Source organism: Delftia sp. WSY_12 (genome assembly GCF_043104645.1).
In the GTDB taxonomy this organism is placed as follows: domain Bacteria; phylum Pseudomonadota; class Gammaproteobacteria; order Burkholderiales; family Burkholderiaceae_C; genus Comamonas; species Comamonas tsuruhatensis.
Window position 1 is genome coordinate 464,600 of sequence record NZ_JBICKW010000003.1, and the last position, 16,070, is coordinate 480,669.

At 69.7% G+C, this 16,070-nt stretch carries 14 protein-coding genes and 1 pseudogene; 11 read left to right on the plus strand and 4 right to left on the minus strand.

The window, feature by feature from the left end; translation table 11 throughout:
• Positions 1-912 carry a LysR substrate-binding domain-containing protein gene (locus ACF8LI_RS02385; protein ID WP_392411920.1) on the minus strand — a complete coding sequence of 304 codons (912 nt, stop codon included), beginning with the start codon at positions 910-912 and terminating at the stop codon, positions 1-3.
• A gap of 99 nt (positions 913-1,011) precedes the next feature.
• Here ACF8LI_RS02385 and ACF8LI_RS02390 point away from each other — a divergent pair, with 99 nt between their 5' ends.
• Complete coding sequence (locus ACF8LI_RS02390; RefSeq protein ID WP_392411921.1) at positions 1,012-1,818, plus strand: aminotransferase class IV family protein; 807 nt, start codon at positions 1,012-1,014, stop codon at positions 1,816-1,818.
• A 63-nt stretch (positions 1,819-1,881) separates the two neighbouring features.
• On the opposite strand, the gene trxA is transcribed toward ACF8LI_RS02390, so the two are convergent.
• A complete protein-coding gene (gene trxA / locus ACF8LI_RS02395; protein ID WP_392411922.1) occupies positions 1,882-2,838 on the minus strand; it encodes a thioredoxin in 957 nt (318 codons plus the stop codon).
• Between the two features lie 334 nt (positions 2,839-3,172).
• Between trxA and ACF8LI_RS02400 the strand changes: the two are divergent.
• From ACF8LI_RS02400 to ACF8LI_RS02425, 6 genes and pseudogenes are all read left to right on the plus strand, one after another.
• Positions 3,173-4,093, plus strand: a pseudogene (locus ACF8LI_RS02400) (ABC transporter ATP-binding protein); the annotation flags it as partial.
• On the plus strand, positions 4,090-5,478 hold the full coding sequence (locus ACF8LI_RS02405) for a hypothetical protein (protein ID WP_392411924.1): 1,389 nt from the start codon (positions 4,090-4,092) through the stop codon (positions 5,476-5,478). The pseudogene ACF8LI_RS02400 and the gene ACF8LI_RS02405, both read left to right, overlap by 4 nt.
• 83 nt (positions 5,479-5,561) lie before the next feature.
• On the plus strand, positions 5,562-6,059 hold the full coding sequence (gene purE, locus ACF8LI_RS02410; protein WP_016449129.1) for a 5-(carboxyamino)imidazole ribonucleotide mutase: 498 nt from the start codon (positions 5,562-5,564) through the stop codon (positions 6,057-6,059).
• Positions 6,056-7,222, plus strand: coding sequence for a 5-(carboxyamino)imidazole ribonucleotide synthase (locus tag ACF8LI_RS02415; RefSeq protein WP_392411926.1), 1,167 nt, complete (start codon positions 6,056-6,058; stop codon positions 7,220-7,222). Before purE ends, ACF8LI_RS02415 begins: the two co-directional genes overlap by 4 nt.
• Positions 7,223-7,233: 11 nt before the next feature.
• Complete coding sequence (locus ACF8LI_RS02420; protein ID WP_392411928.1) at positions 7,234-8,232, plus strand: L-threonylcarbamoyladenylate synthase; 999 nt, start codon at positions 7,234-7,236, stop codon at positions 8,230-8,232.
• Between the two features lie 214 nt (positions 8,233-8,446).
• Complete coding sequence (locus ACF8LI_RS02425; RefSeq protein WP_392411930.1) at positions 8,447-9,136, plus strand: NYN domain-containing protein; 690 nt, start codon at positions 8,447-8,449, stop codon at positions 9,134-9,136.
• Between the two features lie 36 nt (positions 9,137-9,172).
• Here ACF8LI_RS02425 and ACF8LI_RS02430 read toward each other — a convergent pair whose 3' ends face one another.
• A complete protein-coding gene (locus ACF8LI_RS02430; protein WP_392411932.1) occupies positions 9,173-10,072 on the minus strand; it encodes a MurR/RpiR family transcriptional regulator in 900 nt (299 codons plus the stop codon).
• Between the two features lie 104 nt (positions 10,073-10,176).
• Here ACF8LI_RS02430 and iolC point away from each other — a divergent pair, with 104 nt between their 5' ends.
• From iolC to ACF8LI_RS02450, 4 genes are read left to right on the plus strand one after another with little or no spacing between them, the layout of a single operon-like run.
• On the plus strand, positions 10,177-12,150 hold the full coding sequence (gene iolC / locus ACF8LI_RS02435) for a 5-dehydro-2-deoxygluconokinase (protein ID WP_392411934.1): 1,974 nt from the start codon (positions 10,177-10,179) through the stop codon (positions 12,148-12,150).
• Positions 12,147-12,950: a 5-deoxy-glucuronate isomerase gene (gene iolB / locus ACF8LI_RS02440; RefSeq protein ID WP_017404006.1), complete on the plus strand. Its 804-nt coding sequence runs from the start codon at positions 12,147-12,149 to the stop codon at positions 12,948-12,950. Before iolC ends, iolB begins: the two co-directional genes overlap by 4 nt.
• Before the next feature lie 45 nt (positions 12,951-12,995).
• Positions 12,996-14,015: a Bug family tripartite tricarboxylate transporter substrate binding protein gene (locus ACF8LI_RS02445; protein ID WP_392411936.1), complete on the plus strand. Its 1,020-nt coding sequence runs from the start codon at positions 12,996-12,998 to the stop codon at positions 14,013-14,015.
• A gap of 46 nt (positions 14,016-14,061) precedes the next feature.
• Positions 14,062-15,042: a tripartite tricarboxylate transporter substrate binding protein gene (locus ACF8LI_RS02450; protein ID WP_392411937.1), complete on the plus strand. Its 981-nt coding sequence runs from the start codon at positions 14,062-14,064 to the stop codon at positions 15,040-15,042.
• Positions 15,043-15,052: 10 nt separating this feature from the next.
• On the opposite strand, the gene ACF8LI_RS02455 is transcribed toward ACF8LI_RS02450, so the two are convergent.
• The gene (locus ACF8LI_RS02455) at positions 15,053-16,003 is read right to left on the minus strand and encodes a LysR family transcriptional regulator (protein WP_392411939.1); all 951 of its coding nucleotides are present in this window, start codon (positions 16,001-16,003) and stop codon (positions 15,053-15,055) included.
• Positions 16,004-16,070 lie beyond the last annotated feature (67 nt).

Consider the following 16,070-nt stretch of genomic DNA (forward strand, 5'->3'; position numbering starts at 1 on the left):
CTACAGTCCGGCCTCCTGCAGCACCCACGCACGCAGCGCCTCGATGGCCGGCTGGCCCTGGCTGCGCCGGGGGTAGAGCAGGTGGTAGGCATAGGCCGGGCCCAGGCCCACGGCGATGTCGAACAGGCGCACCAGGCGGCCGCGGGCCAGGTCTTCGGCCACCAGGTCCTGCTCGACCAGGCCCACGGCGCCGCCGTCCAGCACGGCCTGCACGACATGGCTGGAGTCGGTGAATGCGATGCAGCGGCCTGCGTCCAGGCCCTCCACGCCGGCCGCCGCCATCCACATCGGCCAGTTCGGCCAGACCTGGCCGTCCACCATGCAGTCCACGTGGCACAGCGTGTGGCCCAGCAGGTCGGCGGGGCTGGCCAGCGGCGGGCCGGACTGCAGCAGGGCCGGGCTGCAGACGGGGATGACCCTGGCGTCGAACAGGCGCACCGCCAGGGTGTGCGGATCACGGCCGGTGCCGAAGCGGATGGCTGCATCAATGTCATCGGCGTCGAAGTCGCGCACCTCGTCGCTGATGTCGAAGCTCAGTTCGATCTGCGGATGCGCGGCGCGAAAGCGCGGCAGCCGGGGCAGCAGCCACTGCGTGGCAAAGCGCGCGCCCAGCGACAGGCGCAGCCGCGTCTCGCCCCGGGCCAGCTGGCGCGCCCGGGCGGTGGCGCGCCGCAGCAGGCCCAGCGCCTCGGCCGTGGCCTCCAGCAGCACGCTGCCTGCGGGCGTGAGCTGCATGCTGCGGCTGTTGCGCGTGAAGAGGACGAGGCCCAGCTGTTCCTCCATCTCCTTGATCTGGTGGCTGACCGCCGCCGGGGTCAGTCCCAGTTCGTCGGCCGCACGCGTGAAGTTCAGGTGGCGCCCTGCGGCCTCGAAGCTGCGCAGGGCGCGTGTGCCCGGTGGAAGCTGGCGCATGGATCTTCAAATTTTTCTTGATGGAGCATCGAATACTACTTGCTTCCTCTTTTGGAACCGCCATCGAACAATCAAGAAAACTTGTTGATGGATGAATCCATGGAAACCGCCTCCTTCTTCACCAGCCTCGTCGATGGGCAGCCCGCTACGGCGGCCGAACTCGCCGCCCTGGCCTTTGCCGGCCATGCCCATTTCACGGCCATGCAGGTGCGCGGCGGCCGGCTGCGCGGGCTGGACCTGCATCTGCAGCGTCTGCGCCAGGCCTCGCTGGAGCTGTACGGCCAGGCCTTGTCCGATGACCATGTCCAGGCCCAGCTGCGGGCGGCGCTTGCCAACGGCCCGCAGGATGTGTCGCTGACCGCCACGGTGTACTCGCCTGCCGGGGAATTCACGGCCGCCGATGCGCGGCCGCGCATGCTGGTGCGCACCTCGGCACCCGCCTCGGGCCCCGCCGGGCCCTTGAGCCTGGCGCTGTTCGAGCATGAGCGCATGCTGCCCCACCTCAAGCATGTGGGCGAGGTGGCCAAGACGCATCTGCTGCGCCGCGCCGTGGCCCAGGGCTTTGACGACGCCGCCTTTGCCGACCGCCACGGCCGCATTGGCGAGGCCACCATCTGGAACCTGGCCTTCTGGGATGGAGATGCCGTGGTCTGGCCGCACGCCCAGGTGCTGCGGGGCACGACCGAGTCCATGCTGCGGCGCCAGTTGCAGCGCCTGGGCGTGACACAGCGCCAGGCCGTGCTGACCCGGGCCGACCTGCCATCCCTGGCCGGCGCCGTGGTGATGAATTCGTGGTCCCCGGGCATTCCGGTCAGGCGCCTGGCCGATGTGCATCTGCCCGATGCGCCCGGCTTCGTGCAGTTGCTGCACCGCGCGCATGCGGCCGAGGAACCGGTTGCGCCCTGAGTCCTCGCCATGAAAAAAGGGAGCCGCAAGGCTCCCCGTCTCTTCACCCGTGCAGCGCCGGTCTCAGTTCAGCGCCATGCTGAGCTTGCGTCGGTAGCTGTTGACCAGTTGCGTGGCTTCGTCCTGCTCGGCGCCAGCCTTGCCCAGCAGCTCGATGCCGCCGCTGCTCTTGCCGGGGATGGCGTCCTGCTTCTTGGGCTTCGGGGGCGTGAGCAGCTCCAGGATGCCCACGTAGAGCTTGCGCGCGGCCTGGCCGTTCCATTCCTTGTCGCGCATGATGATTTCCAGCAGCTCGTCCATGCTGGCTGCCCACTGGCCTTCGGCGGCCAGGGCCTGGGCCTTGCCGAAGCGGGTGTCGAAGTCGCGCTTGTTCTGTGCGATGACGGCATCGAACTGGGCAAACTCCCAGTTGCCGCGATCGTCGTTGTGCACGAAGAGCATGCACTGCAGCCATTGGTTGAGCGCCTCGAAGCGTGTGGGCTGGGGAATGCGCTTGAGCGGCTCGGTCAGCAGGGCGCCAGCCTCTTCGTAGCCGCCCGTGGCGATCAGCAGGCGCACGTAGTCGAAGCGCGCATCGTCGTTGGCTGGGTCGGCGGCCAGCGCATCGGCCAGCTTTTGCAGGGCGGCCTGCGTGTCGCCGGCTTCCAGCAGCTGGTGGGCCTCGTCGGCTTCGGCCTCGGCCGCCAGCTCGCCTTCGGAGGGCAGGTGCTTGTCCAGGAACTCGCGCAGCTTGCCTTCGGGCTGGGCGCCCATGAAGCCGTCCACGGGCCGGCCGCCCATCATCAGGATGCAGGTCGGGATGGAGCGGATGCCGAACATGCCGGCCAGCTGCTGCTCCTGGTCGGAATCGATCTTGACCAGCTTGAAGCGGCCTTCGTAGGCCACTTCCAGCTTTTCCAGGATGGGGCCCAGCGTCTTGCACGGGCCGCACCAGGGCGCCCAGAAGTCGACGAGCACCGGCACCTGCATGGAGGCGGCGACGACTTCGGCTTCGAAATTCTCAATGGTGACATCAATCATGTGATCAGACCCTGTGGCAAGGCGCGCGGCCAGGGCGCGCGAACTGTGGCGGTTCGGAGTTCGGCGGCCGGATGCCTCCGATGCGGACCGTGTGATTCTCCAGCAATTCCATGGCGTGGGCGCCATGGACGGCAACCACCCCAGTTGGGAGCCGGCTGCGTGCATTTCAAGCAGCCCGGCCGGGGACGAGGCGTGGCAGCGCTGGGCTATATTGGCGCGCTGAGCCGCCATTGCGGCCTGCCATCAACACAATGAGGGAGGGCTCGCCTTGATCAAGGTTTCGCAGCTGGTGTTCGAGTACCCGGGCCACCGCGCGCTGGACGGCGTCAGCGTCCATATCGCCGCAGGCACCGTCACGGCCCTGGTAGGGCCCAACGGCGCCGGAAAATCCACGCTGATGCGCTGCATCGCCGGGCTGGACCAGCCGCTGTCGGGCCAGGTCGAGGTGCATGGCATTGCCGTGCAGGAGCAGCCCCGCGAAGTGCACCGGCACCTGGGCTATCTGTCGGATTTCTTCGGCCTCTATGACCGCCTGAGCGTGCGGCGCTGCCTGCAGTACGCAGCCCTGTCCATGGGCGTGCCCCCGTCCGAGGCGCCGCAGCGCGTGGCGCACGTGGCCGGGCAGCTGGGCCTGGCCGATCTGCTGGAGCGCCTGCCCACCGAGCTGTCTCGCGGCCAGCGCCAGCGCGTGGCCATCGGCCAGGCCATCGTCCACCAGCCGCGCGTGCTGCTGCTGGACGAGCCGGCCAGCGGCCTGGACCCCGAGGCACGCGCCAGCCTGTCCCGGCTGATGCGTGCGCTGCAGGCCCAGGGCATGACCCTGATCGTCTCCAGCCACATCCTCAGCGAACTGGACGAGTACTGCACCCACATCCTGAGCCTGCGCGGCGGCCGCGTGGAAAGCCACGAGGCCCTGCACGGCGGCATCAAGGCACCTGCCGCCGGCGGCGATGCGCCGCTGGCACTGTACGCACTGGAGCTGGCGCCGCCACCGGGTGCCTCGGCCGGGTCGCTGGCACGGCAGCTGCATCTGGTCCTTCCCGACACCCCTGTGCCGCCACCCGATGACCAGGGCCTGGTGCATCTGCAGCTGTGGCTGCCCACCCTGCCGCGCGAGCGCGCCGATCTGCTGGCCCGCCTGGTCGGTACCGGCCTGCCCGTGGCCAGCCTGGCCCCGGTGCGCGAGCGCCTGCAGGACCGCTATGCGCGCGGCCTGCAGAACGCAGCAACCCCCACCCCTGCGGAACAGCCATGACGCACAACCCCGAATTCCAGCGCCAGCTCTGGCTCAACTGGCGGCCGTCCCAGCTGGGCTGGAGCCTGCTGCTCACCGCCTTGCTGCTGGCCACGCCAATGGCCCTGGTCCAGCCCGACCGCCGCCTGCACACGCTGCTGATCGCCGCGCTGGTCGGCATGTGGATCGCCGCGGCCGGCCTGGGCAGCGTGCTGGCCGGACGCGGCCTCAACGAGGAAGCGCGCCAGCACACCTGGGACTGGCAGCGCCTGTCAGCCCTGACGCCCTGGCAAATGGCCTGGGGCAAGCTGCTGGGCGCCCCGCTGCCGGCCTGGCTGTACACGCTGTGGTGCGCGCTGGCCGTGCTGGCCACCTCGGCAGGCCAGCCGGGCGGGCTGGCCTGGGGCGTGCACGCCGTGCTGCAGGCCGCGCTGTGGGGCCTGGCCCTGCAGGCCTGGAGCATGCACTCCGTGCTCATGGGCTGGGGTCCGAAGGAGCAACCCGCGCGCCGCATCCGCTTCGTGCTGGTGCCGCTGCTGTTCGTGATGGTGCTGCCCGGCCCCATCCTGGGCCGGTTGACCGAGCAGCTGGGCCGCGAGGAAGGCCGCCCTGTGCTGTGGTGGTCCGTACCGCTGCACGGGCGCGGCGCCATCTACCTGTTCGGCGCCATCGCGCTGGGGCTGGGCCTGCTGGCCCTGTGGCGGCTGCTGTGCACGCGGCTGGATGTGCGCACCCTGCCCTGGGCCTGGCCGCTGGGCCTGTGCGTGGCGGGCCTGGCCTTTGGCGGCATGCACCTCGATGCAATGCAGTTGCAGGGCCCCGGTCCGGCCTCCTTCTTCGCATGGACCACGGGGCTGGCGCTGGCGGGCACGGCCTATGTCTGCCTGCACGGCATGGACGAAGGCCTGCGCAGCTGGCGCCAGGTGCAATGGTGCGTGTTGCAGGGGCGCTGGCGTGGCGCGCTCGAGGCCCTGCCGCTGTGGCCTGTGAGCTGGCTGCTGGCCGTGCTGGCCTGTGCGCTGTGGCTGCTGTGGCCCGCAGGCGGCCAGCCCATCCTGCCCGGTACAGCCCAGTTGGCGGCACTGGCAACGGCGCAGTTGCTGCGTGATGCCGCGCTGGCCACGGGCTTTTCCCTGCTGGCCGGGCGCATCAAGTCACCGCTGGCCGCGTTCGCCGTCACCTGGCTGCTGGTCAACATCGTGCTGCCGCTGCTGGCCTTTGGCCTGGCCGGGGCCGATGCCGCCATGCTGGCCCAGCCGCTGGCAGCCGGCCTGACCAAGCCCGTCACCAGCGGCATGTGGCTGTCGCTGGCCGCGCAGGTGGCGGTGGCCCTGGCCTGGCTGGCCCATGTGTTTCGCCAGCGTGTGCTGGGTTTTGCGCGCGAGCAGCACACGGCTGTGCGGTGATTTGCAGGGGGATGCGGGCCGATCCGGACTAAAAAAGTAAAATCGCGGGTTCCACTAGGCCGGGCCGCAGGCGCCCTCACGACATGAACTCCATCCAGATCGGTGTGGTCATGGGCTCCAGCAGCGACTGGGAGACCATGCAGCACGCAGTTGCCATTCTTCAGCAATTTGGCATCGCCCATGAAGCCCAGGTCGTCTCGGCCCACCGCATGCCCGACGACATGTTCGCCTATGCCGAAGCCGCCGCCGGCCGGGGCCTGAAGGCCATCATCGCGGGCGCCGGCGGCGCCGCACACCTGCCCGGCATGATCGCCGCCAAGACCGTGGTGCCCGTGCTCGGCGTGCCGGTGGCCAGCCGCCACCTGCAGGGCGTGGACTCGCTGCACTCTATCGTGCAGATGCCCAAGGGCGTGCCCGTGGCCACCTTTGCCATCGGCGCGGCCGGCGCGGCCAATGCGGCACTGTTCGCCGTGGCCCTGCTGGCCAATGAGGACCCGGCCCTGCGGGCGAAGCTCGAAGCCTTCCGCGCCGAGCAGACCGCCGCCGCGCGTGCCATGACGCTTCCCTCGGTGGCCGCATGAGCGCCGCTGAAGTGATCCTGCCCGGCGCGACCCTGGGCGTTCTGGGCGGCGGCCAGCTCGGCCGCATGTTCGTGCAGTCGGCCCAGGCCATGGGCTATTTCACGGCCGTGCTCGACGCCGACCCGACCAGCCCCGCGGGCCTGGTGAGCCACCACCACATACGCACCGGCTACGAAGACCCGCAGGGCCTGGCCGAACTGGCGCGCCTGGCGGCCGCCGTCACCACCGAATTCGAGAACGTGCCCGCCGCGGCGCTGAACCTGCTGGCCGCCCAGCGGCCGGTCTCGCCGGCCGGCTCCTCCGTGGCCATTGCCCAGGACCGCGCCCAGGAGAAGGCCCACTTCGTGCGCTGCGGCGTGCCCTGCGCGCCCTACGCGGTGATCGAGACGCCGGCCCAGCTGGCGGCCGTGCACGCCAGCCTGCTGCCCGGCATCCTCAAGACCGCGCGCATGGGCTACGACGGCAAGGGCCAGGTGCGCGTGAAGAACGCCGCCGAGCTGGCCACCGCCTGGGAGCAACTGGGCCGCGTGGCCTGCGTGCTGGAAAAAATGCTGCCGCTGGCCCATGAATGCTCGGTCATCGTGGCGCGCGGCCGTGATGGCTCCATGGTCAACCTGCCCGTGCAGCGCAACCTGCACCGCGAGGGCATCCTCTCCGTCACCGAGGTCTACGAAGGCAACCTGCCACAGGCCCAGGTCGAGCAGGCGCTGGCCGCCGCACGTTCCGTGGCCGACGGCCTGGACTACGTGGGCGTGCTCTGCGTCGAATTCTTCGTGCTGCAGGACGGCATGCTCGTGGTCAACGAGATCGCGCCGCGCCCGCACAACAGCGGCCACTACAGCCAGAACGCCTGCGATGTCTCGCAGTTCGAGCTGCAGGTGCGCTGCATGGCCGGCCTGCCGCTGACGCAGCCGCGCCAGCACAGCCCGTCCATCATGCTGAACCTGCTGGGCGACCTGTGGTTCAAGGACGGCGAACAGGCCAAGGCGCCGGCCTGGGACCAGGTCCTGGCCCTGCCCGGCTGCCACCTGCACCTGTACGGCAAGCACGACGCCAAGCGCGGCCGCAAGATGGGCCACCTGAACGTCACCGGCCCCACGCCCGAGGCCGTGCGCTCCACCGCCCTGCAGGCCGCTGCCATCCTGGGTATAGAGCCGTTCTGAAGGCCCGCGCGATGATTCTTGATGGAACGCTGGCGGCCTCTGTCCAGGCCGCCGCACAGGCGCTGCAGCGCGGCGAACTGCTGGGCCTGCCCACGGAAACCGTCTACGGCCTGGCGGCCGATGCCGACAACGACGCGGCCGTCGCGCAGATCTTCACCGCCAAGGGCCGGCCGCCCAACCATCCGCTCATCGTGCATGTGGCCGACAGCGGCGCCATCACGCGCTACGCACGTGAAGTGCCGCTGTTCGCGCAGCAGCTGATCGACGCCTTCTGGCCCGGCCCGCTGACCCTGATCCTGCCGCGCCTGCCCCAGGCCGCCCGCGCCTCGACCGGCGGCCAGGACAGCGTGGGCCTGCGCTGCCCCTCCCACCCCATCGCCCATGCCGTGCTGGCCGCCTGCCAGCAGTTGCAGCCGCCCGTCTGGGGCGTGTCGGCGCCCAGCGCCAACAAGTTCGGCCGCGTCAGCCCCACCACGGCGGCCCATGTGGCCGGCGAGTTCGGCGACACGCTGCTGGTGCTGGACGGCGGCGCCTGCGAAGTGGGGATTGAATCGACCATCGTGGACTGCACGCGCGGCGTGCCCGTGCTGCTGCGCCCCGGCGCCATCACGCGCGACGACATCGAGCGCGCCTGCGGCCAGCGTCCCCTGTCCAAGGACGAGCTGCTGGAGAACACGCCACGCGCCTCCGGCACGCTGCTGGCCCACTACGCGCCCAACGCCAAGGTCCGGCTCATGGATGCAAGGCAGCTGCAGGCCGGGCTGGACGTGCTGGGCGCCGACGCCAGGAACCTGGCCGTCTACCACCGCGCACCGCTGCGCACCGCCTCGCGCGCCGTCACGCTTCGCGCCATGCCCGCCGACGCCGCCGCCACCGCGCGCGAGCTGTTCGGCGCCCTGCGCGACTTCGACGAGATCGGCGCCCAGCTGATCTGGATCGAGACCCCGCCCGACACGCCGGACTGGGAAGGCGTGCGCGACCGGCTGCTGCGCGCGGCGGCTGCGGGGTAGAAGAGGCCCCCCGGGGACTGCAGTGCCGCATCGGGCATCAACCCGCGCCCCTGTCCAACGGCGTGCGGCGCAGGAACAGGCGCCGTTCCAGGCCTTTGAATGGCAGGAGTTGCTAGAATCGCACTACACAATCCCTTCGCGGTGTCATTCAGTTGGCTCAGGCTTAGGGCGAAAAGGCCACCGCAAGGTGGTCTTTTCATTGGTGGCTTGGACATTGACCAGAACAACCATCTACATCGACGGCTATAACCTCTACTACTCGCGGCTCAAGGGCACGCCGTACAAGTGGCTGGACATTGCTGCGCTGTTTCGTGATCGCATCCTGCTGCCGCAAGACCCTGGCGCAGAGGTTGTCGCCATCAAGTACTTCACGGCCCCCGTCAAAGCCTCGTACGCCCGGCATGGCGAGGCATCGGTCCAGGCACAGACCCAGTACCTTCGCGCCCTTCAGGCACAAGACCCTGGCCTGATCCAGATCGTCAACGGCTTCCACGTCTTCGAACCCACATCCCTGCCGAGCTACCAAGCGGGCGCCAACCCGAGCAAGAACAACGTGTCGCGCGTCTGGATGATCGAAGAAAAGCAGACCGACGTGAACCTTGCGCTGCACGCCTACCGTGATGCAGTACGTGGCGAATGCGACCAGCTGGTGATCTGCTCCAACGACAGTGACGTGGAACCCGCACTGCGCATGCTGCGCGAGGACGTGCCCGCCGCCAGGCTGGGGCTGGTCATGCCATTGCGCGACAGGACCGCAGCAGACGGCAAAGTGCCCAACAAGCGCTTGACGGCGTTGGCGCACTGGGTTCGCCATCACATCAGGGACGACGAGCTGGCGCAATCGCAGTTGCCGCTGAACGTGCAGACGCGGAAAAAACCAGCCGGCAAGCCTGCGCATTGGTGAACCCCCACAAAGCGGCGCTGGGCGGAACGCTGCCGCCTAGGACCTCTTCCCCGAAGGCTCGTACGCCAGCTCCATCCGGTAGGCCAGCGCCAGAAACAGCGACTGCGCCAGGGTCAGCGTGCTGGTCAGGGAGCGAAAGCCGAAGGTGGCTGCGTCCTGGGCCAGCAGGGTGACGGTGGCGCGGGATGCCAGGGGGCTGAGCTGGCTGTCGGTCAGCGCCAGCAGGCGCGCGCCGCGTGCCAGGGCCGCGTCCACCATTTCCAGCGTTTCGGGCGCATAGGGCTCGAAGGAGACGGCCAGCATCACGTCGCCGCGCGCCAGCGCGCGCAGCTCGCCCTTTTGCATGGCGCCCAGGCCGTGCAGCCAGTGCACGGGCTTTTCGGTGTGCTGCAGCGCATAGGCCAGGTAGGCGCCCACGGGGAAGGCGCGGCGCGAGGCGGCCAGCCAAAGCGAGGGGGCATCCAGCATGAGGTCCACCGCCGCCTCGAACTGCTCCGGCGGCAGGCCGCGCTGCAGGGCCTGCAGGCTTTCGATGCTGCCTTCGATGACCTCGTGCGCCAGGCGCGCGCCGCTGCGCGGTTCGTTGCCCGAGGCGATCAGGCCCCGGATGCGGTCCTGGTAGTCATGCTGGGCCGAGAGCTGGCGCGCCGCATCGGCGCGGAACAGCGCCTGCAGTTCCGAGTACCCCGAGAACCCGAAATGCTTGGCAAAGCGCACCACGGCAGAAGGCTGCACACCGCACTGTTCGGCCGTGGCCTGGATGCCGTCGAAGGCCAGGCGGTCGCCCTGCATCTCCACATGCCGGCCTATGGCCTTGAGCTGGCGGCTCAGTGCCTCGAAGCCCTGGCGCAGCACGTCCAGGAAGGCAGCGCGGTCGGCGTAAGGGCCGCAGGCCGCAGTGGCGCCCGCATCGGCCAGTGTTTTTCTATTTTTCATATTTGTGGAAAATATTTTCTATTTCGATCTATGATCGCACGAACGCAACGATTATGGGGAGGCCCGCACGCCCCGGGCCCCTCGCAACGCACGGGCCTATGACCATGAGCATGCTGAACTTTCCCTCCGACCGTCCGCTGGACGTGGCCTGCCTGGGCCGTCTGGCCGTGGACCTGTACGCGCAGCAGATAGGCTGCAGCCTGGAGGAGGCCGGCAGCTTTGCCAAGTACCTGGGCGGCTCCTCCGGCAACATGGCTTTCGGCACGGCGCGCCTGGGGCTGCGCTCGGCCATGATTTCGCGCGTGGGCAATGAGCACAACGGCCGCTTCCTGGTCGAGACGCTGCAGCGCGAGGGCTGCGACACCAGCCAGGTGCAGGTCGATGCCCGGCGCCTGACCGGCATGGTGCTACTGGGCATCAAGGACCAGGAGACCTTCCCCCTGCTGTTCGCCCGCGAGGACTGCGCCGACATGGCGCTGGACGCCGCAGCCATCAGCGAGGAATTCCTGGCCCGCTGCCGCTGCCTGGCCATCACGGGCACCCACCTGAGCGCGCCCGGCGTGCTGGCCGCCAGCCGCAGGGCGCTGGAGATCGCAGGCCGCCACGGACTGGTGCGCGTGCTGGACATCGACTACCGGCCCGTGCTGTGGGGCCTGACCGGACGGGGCGACGGCGAGACACGCTATGTCGCCAGCGCCGAGGTCAGCCGCAGGCTGCAGGCCGAACTGGGCCCGTTCGAACTCATCATCGGCACCGAGGAGGAATGGCTGATCGCCGGTGGCGTGGAGGGCGACCTGATCGCCAGCCTGCGCCGCGTGCGCGCGTGCAGCCGCGCCGTCTTCGTGGTCAAGCGCGGGCCGCTGGGCTGCTCGCTGATCGAAGGCGCGGTGCCCGATGCCATCGACCAGGCGCCCACGGTGCCGGGCGAACGCGTGGAAGTGCTCAATGTGCTGGGCGCGGGCGATGCCTTTGCCTCCGGCCTTCTGTCGGGGCTGCTGCGCGGCAAGAGCCTGGAGGCATCTGCGGCGATTGCCAACGCCTGCGGCGCCATCGTGGTCTCGCGCCATGGCTGCGCGCCGGCCATGCCCACGCAGGCCGAGCTGGCGCACTGGTTCTCGGGCCACCGCCATCCGCGTCCCGACCAGGACCCCGAGCTGTCCCACCTGCACCGCGTCAGCCGCGCGCGGCCGCAGTGGCCCGCGCTGTGCGTGCTGGCCTATGACCACCGCAGCCAGTTCGACGATCTGGCGCGCGAGGCCGGCGCAGCGCCCGCGCGGCTGCGCCCGCTCAAGCGGCTGATCAACGAGGTGGTCGCCCAGGTCGAGCGCGACCCGGGCAATGCGGGCCGCATGGGCGTGCTGATCGACGGCCGGCACGACCTGGGCGAGGCCGCGCTGCACGACGCCACGGGACGCGGCTGGTGGATAGGCCGGCCCATCGAGCTGCCGGGCTCGCGCCCGCTGCGCTTCGACGGCACGGACTCGCTGGCTTCCGAGCTGCTGCACTGGCCGCAAAGCCATACCGTCAAATGCCTGGTCTTCTACCACCCCGACGACACGCCCGCACTGCGCGCCGAGCAGGATGCCTGGCTGCAGCAGGTCTGGACCGCCACGCGCGCCAGCGGCCATGAGCTGCTGCTGGAAGTGATCCCGCCAAAGGACACGCTGGCGCCCGACGACCGGGGCGAGGCCGTGCTGCGTGCCATACGCCACTTCTACGACCTGGGCCTCAGGCCCGAATGGTGGAAGGTCGGCACCATGGCGCGCGAGAACTGGGAGGCGCTGGACGCCCTGGTGAACGAACGCGATCCCTGGTGCCGGGGCGCCGTGATCCTGGGCCTGTCCCAGCCCGTGGAGCAACTGGTGCAGGGCTTTGCCCAGGCGCGGGCGCCCGTGGTCAAGGGTTTCATGATCGGCCGCAGCGTCTGGGCCGGACCCGCGCTGCAGTGGCTGCGCAACGAGCTGGACGACGCCGCGCTGCGCGATGCCGTCGCCGCCAACTTCCGTGCGCTGATCGCCGGCTGGGATGCCAGCCGCGTGGAAACCTCCCAGGACATCACCGAAGGAGCTGCAGCATGAGCCTGCTCGTCAAGGCCGCGCCCGGCCGCATCGTCACCGACATCACGCCGGCCAGTGCGGGCTGGAAGCACATCCACTTCAAGGCCCTGAGGCTGCAGGCAGGCGAGCAGGAGGAGTTGTCCACGGGACCGCTTGAATACTGCATCACCGTGCTCACCGGCCAGGTGGATGTGCAGGTCGGCAGCCAGGCGTTTAGCGCCCTGGGCAGCCGCGCCAGCGTGTTCGAGGAGAGTGCGCCTACGGCCGTGTACGTGCCGCCCGGCCAAAGCCTGCGCATCACGGCGCGCAGCCCAGCCGACGTTGCCTTGAGCGCCGCACCCGCCACGGGCCGCCACGCCACGCGCGTGATCGCCCCCGAAAGCATGCGCCGCAGCGTGCGCGGCCAGGGCAGCAACACGCGCCATGTCTGCGACATCCTGCCCGAGACCGAGGCGGCCGAGTCCCTGCTGGTGGTCGAGGTCATCACGCCGGCGGGCAACTCGTCCAGCTACCCACCGCACAAGCACGACAGCGCCGACCCCGCCGCGCCGGACGCCGAGACCGTGCTGGAGGAAACCTACTTCCACCTGCTCAACCCCAGCCAGGGCTTTGCCTTCCAGCGCGTCTACACCGATGACCGCAGCATCGACGAAGCCATGGCGGTGGAGCATCGCGACACCGTGATGGTGCCGCGCGGCTACCACCCCTGTGTGGCCCCGCACGGCTACGACCTCTACTACCTCAACACCATGGCCGGGCCCGAGCGGCGCTGGGCCTTTCGCAACGACCCCGCGCATGAATGGATGCTGCGGCCGCGCTGACGCACGGCGCAACAGACACCCATAAAAACCACCGGAGACAAAAAAATGCTGTTCAACCCAATGGCCCTGCACCGCAAGGCCTGGCTTTCCTGCGCCCTGCTGACGCTGGGCATGGGCACCGCCCAGGCGCAATCCGCCCCAGCCCCGTCCTCCCAGAGTGCGCCAGCCTGGCCCACCCAGCCCGTCAAATGGGTGGTGCCCTACGCACCGGGCGGCACCACCGACGTGATCGCGCGCCAGCTGGCCGTGCAGATGGGCAAGGACCTGGGCCAGCCCGTGGTGGTGGACAACCGTCCCGGCGCGGCCAGCATCATCGGCGCCACGCTGATCGCACGCGCCCCGGCCGATGGCTACACGCTGGGCACGGCCGACTCGGGCACGCTGGCCTTCAACCCCGCCATGTATGCGCGCCTGAGCTATGACGCGGGCAAGGACTTCAGCTACATCGGCGGCCTGGGCCGCATGCCGCTGGTGCTGGCCGTGCATCCGTCCTTCCCCGCGAAGAACGTGCAGGAATTCCTGGCCATGGCGCGCAAGGAGCCGGGCGGCATCTCCTCGGCCTCGTCGGGGCCGGGCTCGCCGCTGCACGTGGCGCTGGAGCTGTTCAAGCAGCGCACGGGCACCCAGATCCTGCACGTGGCCTACAAGGGCTCGGCCCCGGCGCTGCAGGACCTCATGGCCGGCCAGATCCAGTCCATGTTCGTGGACCTGCCGCCCAGCATCTCGGCCATCCGCGCGGGCAAGCTGCGCGTGCTGGCCGTGGCCACGCCCCAGCGCCTGCCCATCCTGCCCGACGTACCCACCATGGCCGAGGCCGGCGTGCCCGGTTTCGAAGCCTATGCCTGGCAGGGCTTCGTCGGCCCCGCCCACCTGAGCCCTGCGCTCACCGAGCGCCTGAACAGGAGCCTGGCCACAGCCCTGCGCCACCCCGAAACGCGTGCCAAGCTCGAAGAGATCGGCATACAGCCCATGGAGATGACGCCGCAGCAGTTCGCAGGCTTCGTGCGTTCGGAACAGGCGCTGTGGAGCGGCGTGATCAAGGCGGCCCAAATCAAAATGGATTGAAGCGCAGCAGCGACAAAAGACACTTAGAACAGATTCCGGAGACAACATGACCACCGCATCCCGCCGCCATTTCATCCGCTCACTCGGCGCCCTGGCCGCAGCGCCCGTCCTGCCCGCCATGGCACAAGCGCCTGCCGGCGCCTGGCCCCAGCGCCCCATCGAACTCATCGTGCCCTTCGCTGCAGGCGGCGGCACCGACGTGCTGGCACGCGCGCTGGCCGAGGTGGCGCGCAAGCACCTGCCGCAGGACCTGATCGTGCTCAACCGCGCAGGCGCCAGCGGCGCCGTGGGCTGGACCGAGCTGGCCAATGCCCGGCCGGACGGCTACAAGATCGGCATCATCACTGTCGAGCTGACCATGATCCCGCACATGGGGCTGACCAAAATCAGCTCCGACGCCCTGCTGCCCGTGGCCCGCCTGAACGCCGACCCCGCCACCATCGCCGTGCGTGCCGACTCGCCCTATCGCAGCATCGAGGAACTGATCGCCGCCGCGCGCAAGGACGAGGCAGCGGTGCGCATCGGCAATGCCGGCCCGGGCTCGCTGGGCCACCTGGCCGCCGCCGCGCTGCAGGACAAGGCGGGCGTGAAGTTCAACCACGCGCCCTACCGCGGCGCCAACCCCGCCGTGCTCGACCTGCTGGGCGGCCACATCGAGGCCGTGGCCGTCACGCCCGTGGAGGTGGCCACCTATGTGGCGGCCGGCAAGATCCGCCCGCTGGCCATCATGGCCGAGCAGCGCATACAGGCCGGCTGGGAAGCCGTGCCCACGCTCAAGGAGCGCGGCATCGACCTGCTCATCGGCGGCTGGCGCGGCCTGGCCGTGCCCCGCAACACGCCCGACGCCGTGGTCCAGACCCTGCGCAAGGCCATGGCCCTGACCCTCAAGGACCCCGTCCTGCGCGAAACCATGGCCAAGCAGAACATGGGCGAGGGCTACCTGGACCAGCCCGAATTCAAGGCCGTGATCGACCGCGACAACGCGGTGTTCAAGCAATTGGTGGACAAGCTGGGGATCAAGGCCTGAGGGCTCGCCCTCAGCGGATGAACCCCGCCGCAAACGACTCCCGCAGAAAGTCCACGAACACCGCCACCGCGCGCGGGACATGGCTGGCGTAGGGGCGGATGGCGAACAGCTGTTCGCCGAAGGCGTCGACGGGCCGCCAGCCGGGCAGGACTTCGCTCAGGTGGCCGGAGGCCAGGCCCGATTGCGCGCTGAAGTCCGGAACCAGGGCGATGCCCAGGCCGGCCAGTGCCGCGTCGCGCAGGATTTCGCTGTTGTTGGCGGCAAAGCCGCCGGTCACGGGAACGACGACGCGCACGCCGTCCACGCCGGCGTCGCGGGGAACGAAGCTCCAGGCCGGGGCACCCTGGGTGCGCGGATAGTGCAGGCAGTGGTGCGCGGCCAGGTCCTGCGGCGTGGACGGGGTGCCGTGCGCGGCCAGGTAGTCCGCGCTGGCCACGAGCAGCGAGCGCGTGGGCGCCAGCGCCCAGGCCACATGGGTTTCGGGCGGCGCCGTGACGTGGCGTATGGCCAGATCAAACCCTTCCAGCGCCAGCGAGCGTATCTGGTCCGACAGGTCCAGCTCCAGCCGGATCTGCGGATGTGCGCGCAGGAAGGCCGGCAGGCGCGGCATGAGTTGCTGGCGCGAAAAGGCCAGCGGCGCCGTCACGCGCAGCAGGCCGCGCGGTGCGGCAGCCAGGTCGCGCACGCCGGAGAAGCTGTGGGCGATGTGCTCGAAGGCGCCGCGCGTGTCGTCCACCAGGCGCTGGCCCACTTCGGTCAGGCGCACGCTGCGCGTGGTGCGGGTGACCAGGGCGATGCCGGCTGCACGCTCCAGTTCGGCCACGCGCTGGCTCATGGCCGCCTTGCTCACGCCCAAACGCGCGGCGGCCGAGGTGAAGCTGCCCTGCTGCTCCAGTACGACCAGCCAGTGCAGGTGGCTCCACAAGGCCTCGGCCTTGGCATCGGGTTTTTCATTTGCCATGCATGGATTGTTCAGCAAATTGAACAATCAATTCAAGCGCAGCGCCTAGGCAGGCAGAAAGCGCACT

Excerpts from the sequence above, each read along its gene's own strand:
- ACF8LI_RS02405 (WP_392411924.1), top strand. The coding sequence starts at position 4,090 with ATGACGCACAACCCCGAATTCCAGCGCCAGCTCTGGCTCAACTGGCGG.
- ACF8LI_RS02445 (WP_392411936.1), top strand. The coding sequence starts at position 12,996 with ATGCTGTTCAACCCAATGGCCCTGCACCGCAAGGCCTGGCTTTCCTGC.
- ACF8LI_RS02450 (WP_392411937.1), top strand. The coding sequence starts at position 14,062 with ATGACCACCGCATCCCGCCGCCATTTCATCCGCTCACTCGGCGCCCTG.
- ACF8LI_RS02430 (WP_392411932.1), bottom strand. The coding sequence starts at position 10,072 with ATGAAAAATAGAAAAACACTGGCCGATGCGGGCGCCACTGCGGCCTGC.
- iolC (WP_392411934.1), top strand. The coding sequence starts at position 10,177 with ATGAGCATGCTGAACTTTCCCTCCGACCGTCCGCTGGACGTGGCCTGC.
- ACF8LI_RS02385 (WP_392411920.1), bottom strand. The coding sequence starts at position 912 with ATGCGCCAGCTTCCACCGGGCACACGCGCCCTGCGCAGCTTCGAGGCC.
- iolB (WP_017404006.1), top strand. The coding sequence starts at position 12,147 with ATGAGCCTGCTCGTCAAGGCCGCGCCCGGCCGCATCGTCACCGACATC.
- ACF8LI_RS02420 (WP_392411928.1), top strand. The coding sequence starts at position 7,234 with ATGATTCTTGATGGAACGCTGGCGGCCTCTGTCCAGGCCGCCGCACAG.
- purE (WP_016449129.1), top strand. The coding sequence starts at position 5,562 with ATGAACTCCATCCAGATCGGTGTGGTCATGGGCTCCAGCAGCGACTGG.
- trxA (WP_392411922.1), bottom strand. The coding sequence starts at position 2,838 with ATGATTGATGTCACCATTGAGAATTTCGAAGCCGAAGTCGTCGCCGCC.
- ACF8LI_RS02455 (WP_392411939.1), bottom strand. The coding sequence starts at position 16,003 with ATGGCAAATGAAAAACCCGATGCCAAGGCCGAGGCCTTGTGGAGCCAC.
- ACF8LI_RS02415 (WP_392411926.1), top strand. The coding sequence starts at position 6,056 with ATGAGCGCCGCTGAAGTGATCCTGCCCGGCGCGACCCTGGGCGTTCTG.
- ACF8LI_RS02390 (WP_392411921.1), top strand. The coding sequence starts at position 1,012 with ATGGAAACCGCCTCCTTCTTCACCAGCCTCGTCGATGGGCAGCCCGCT.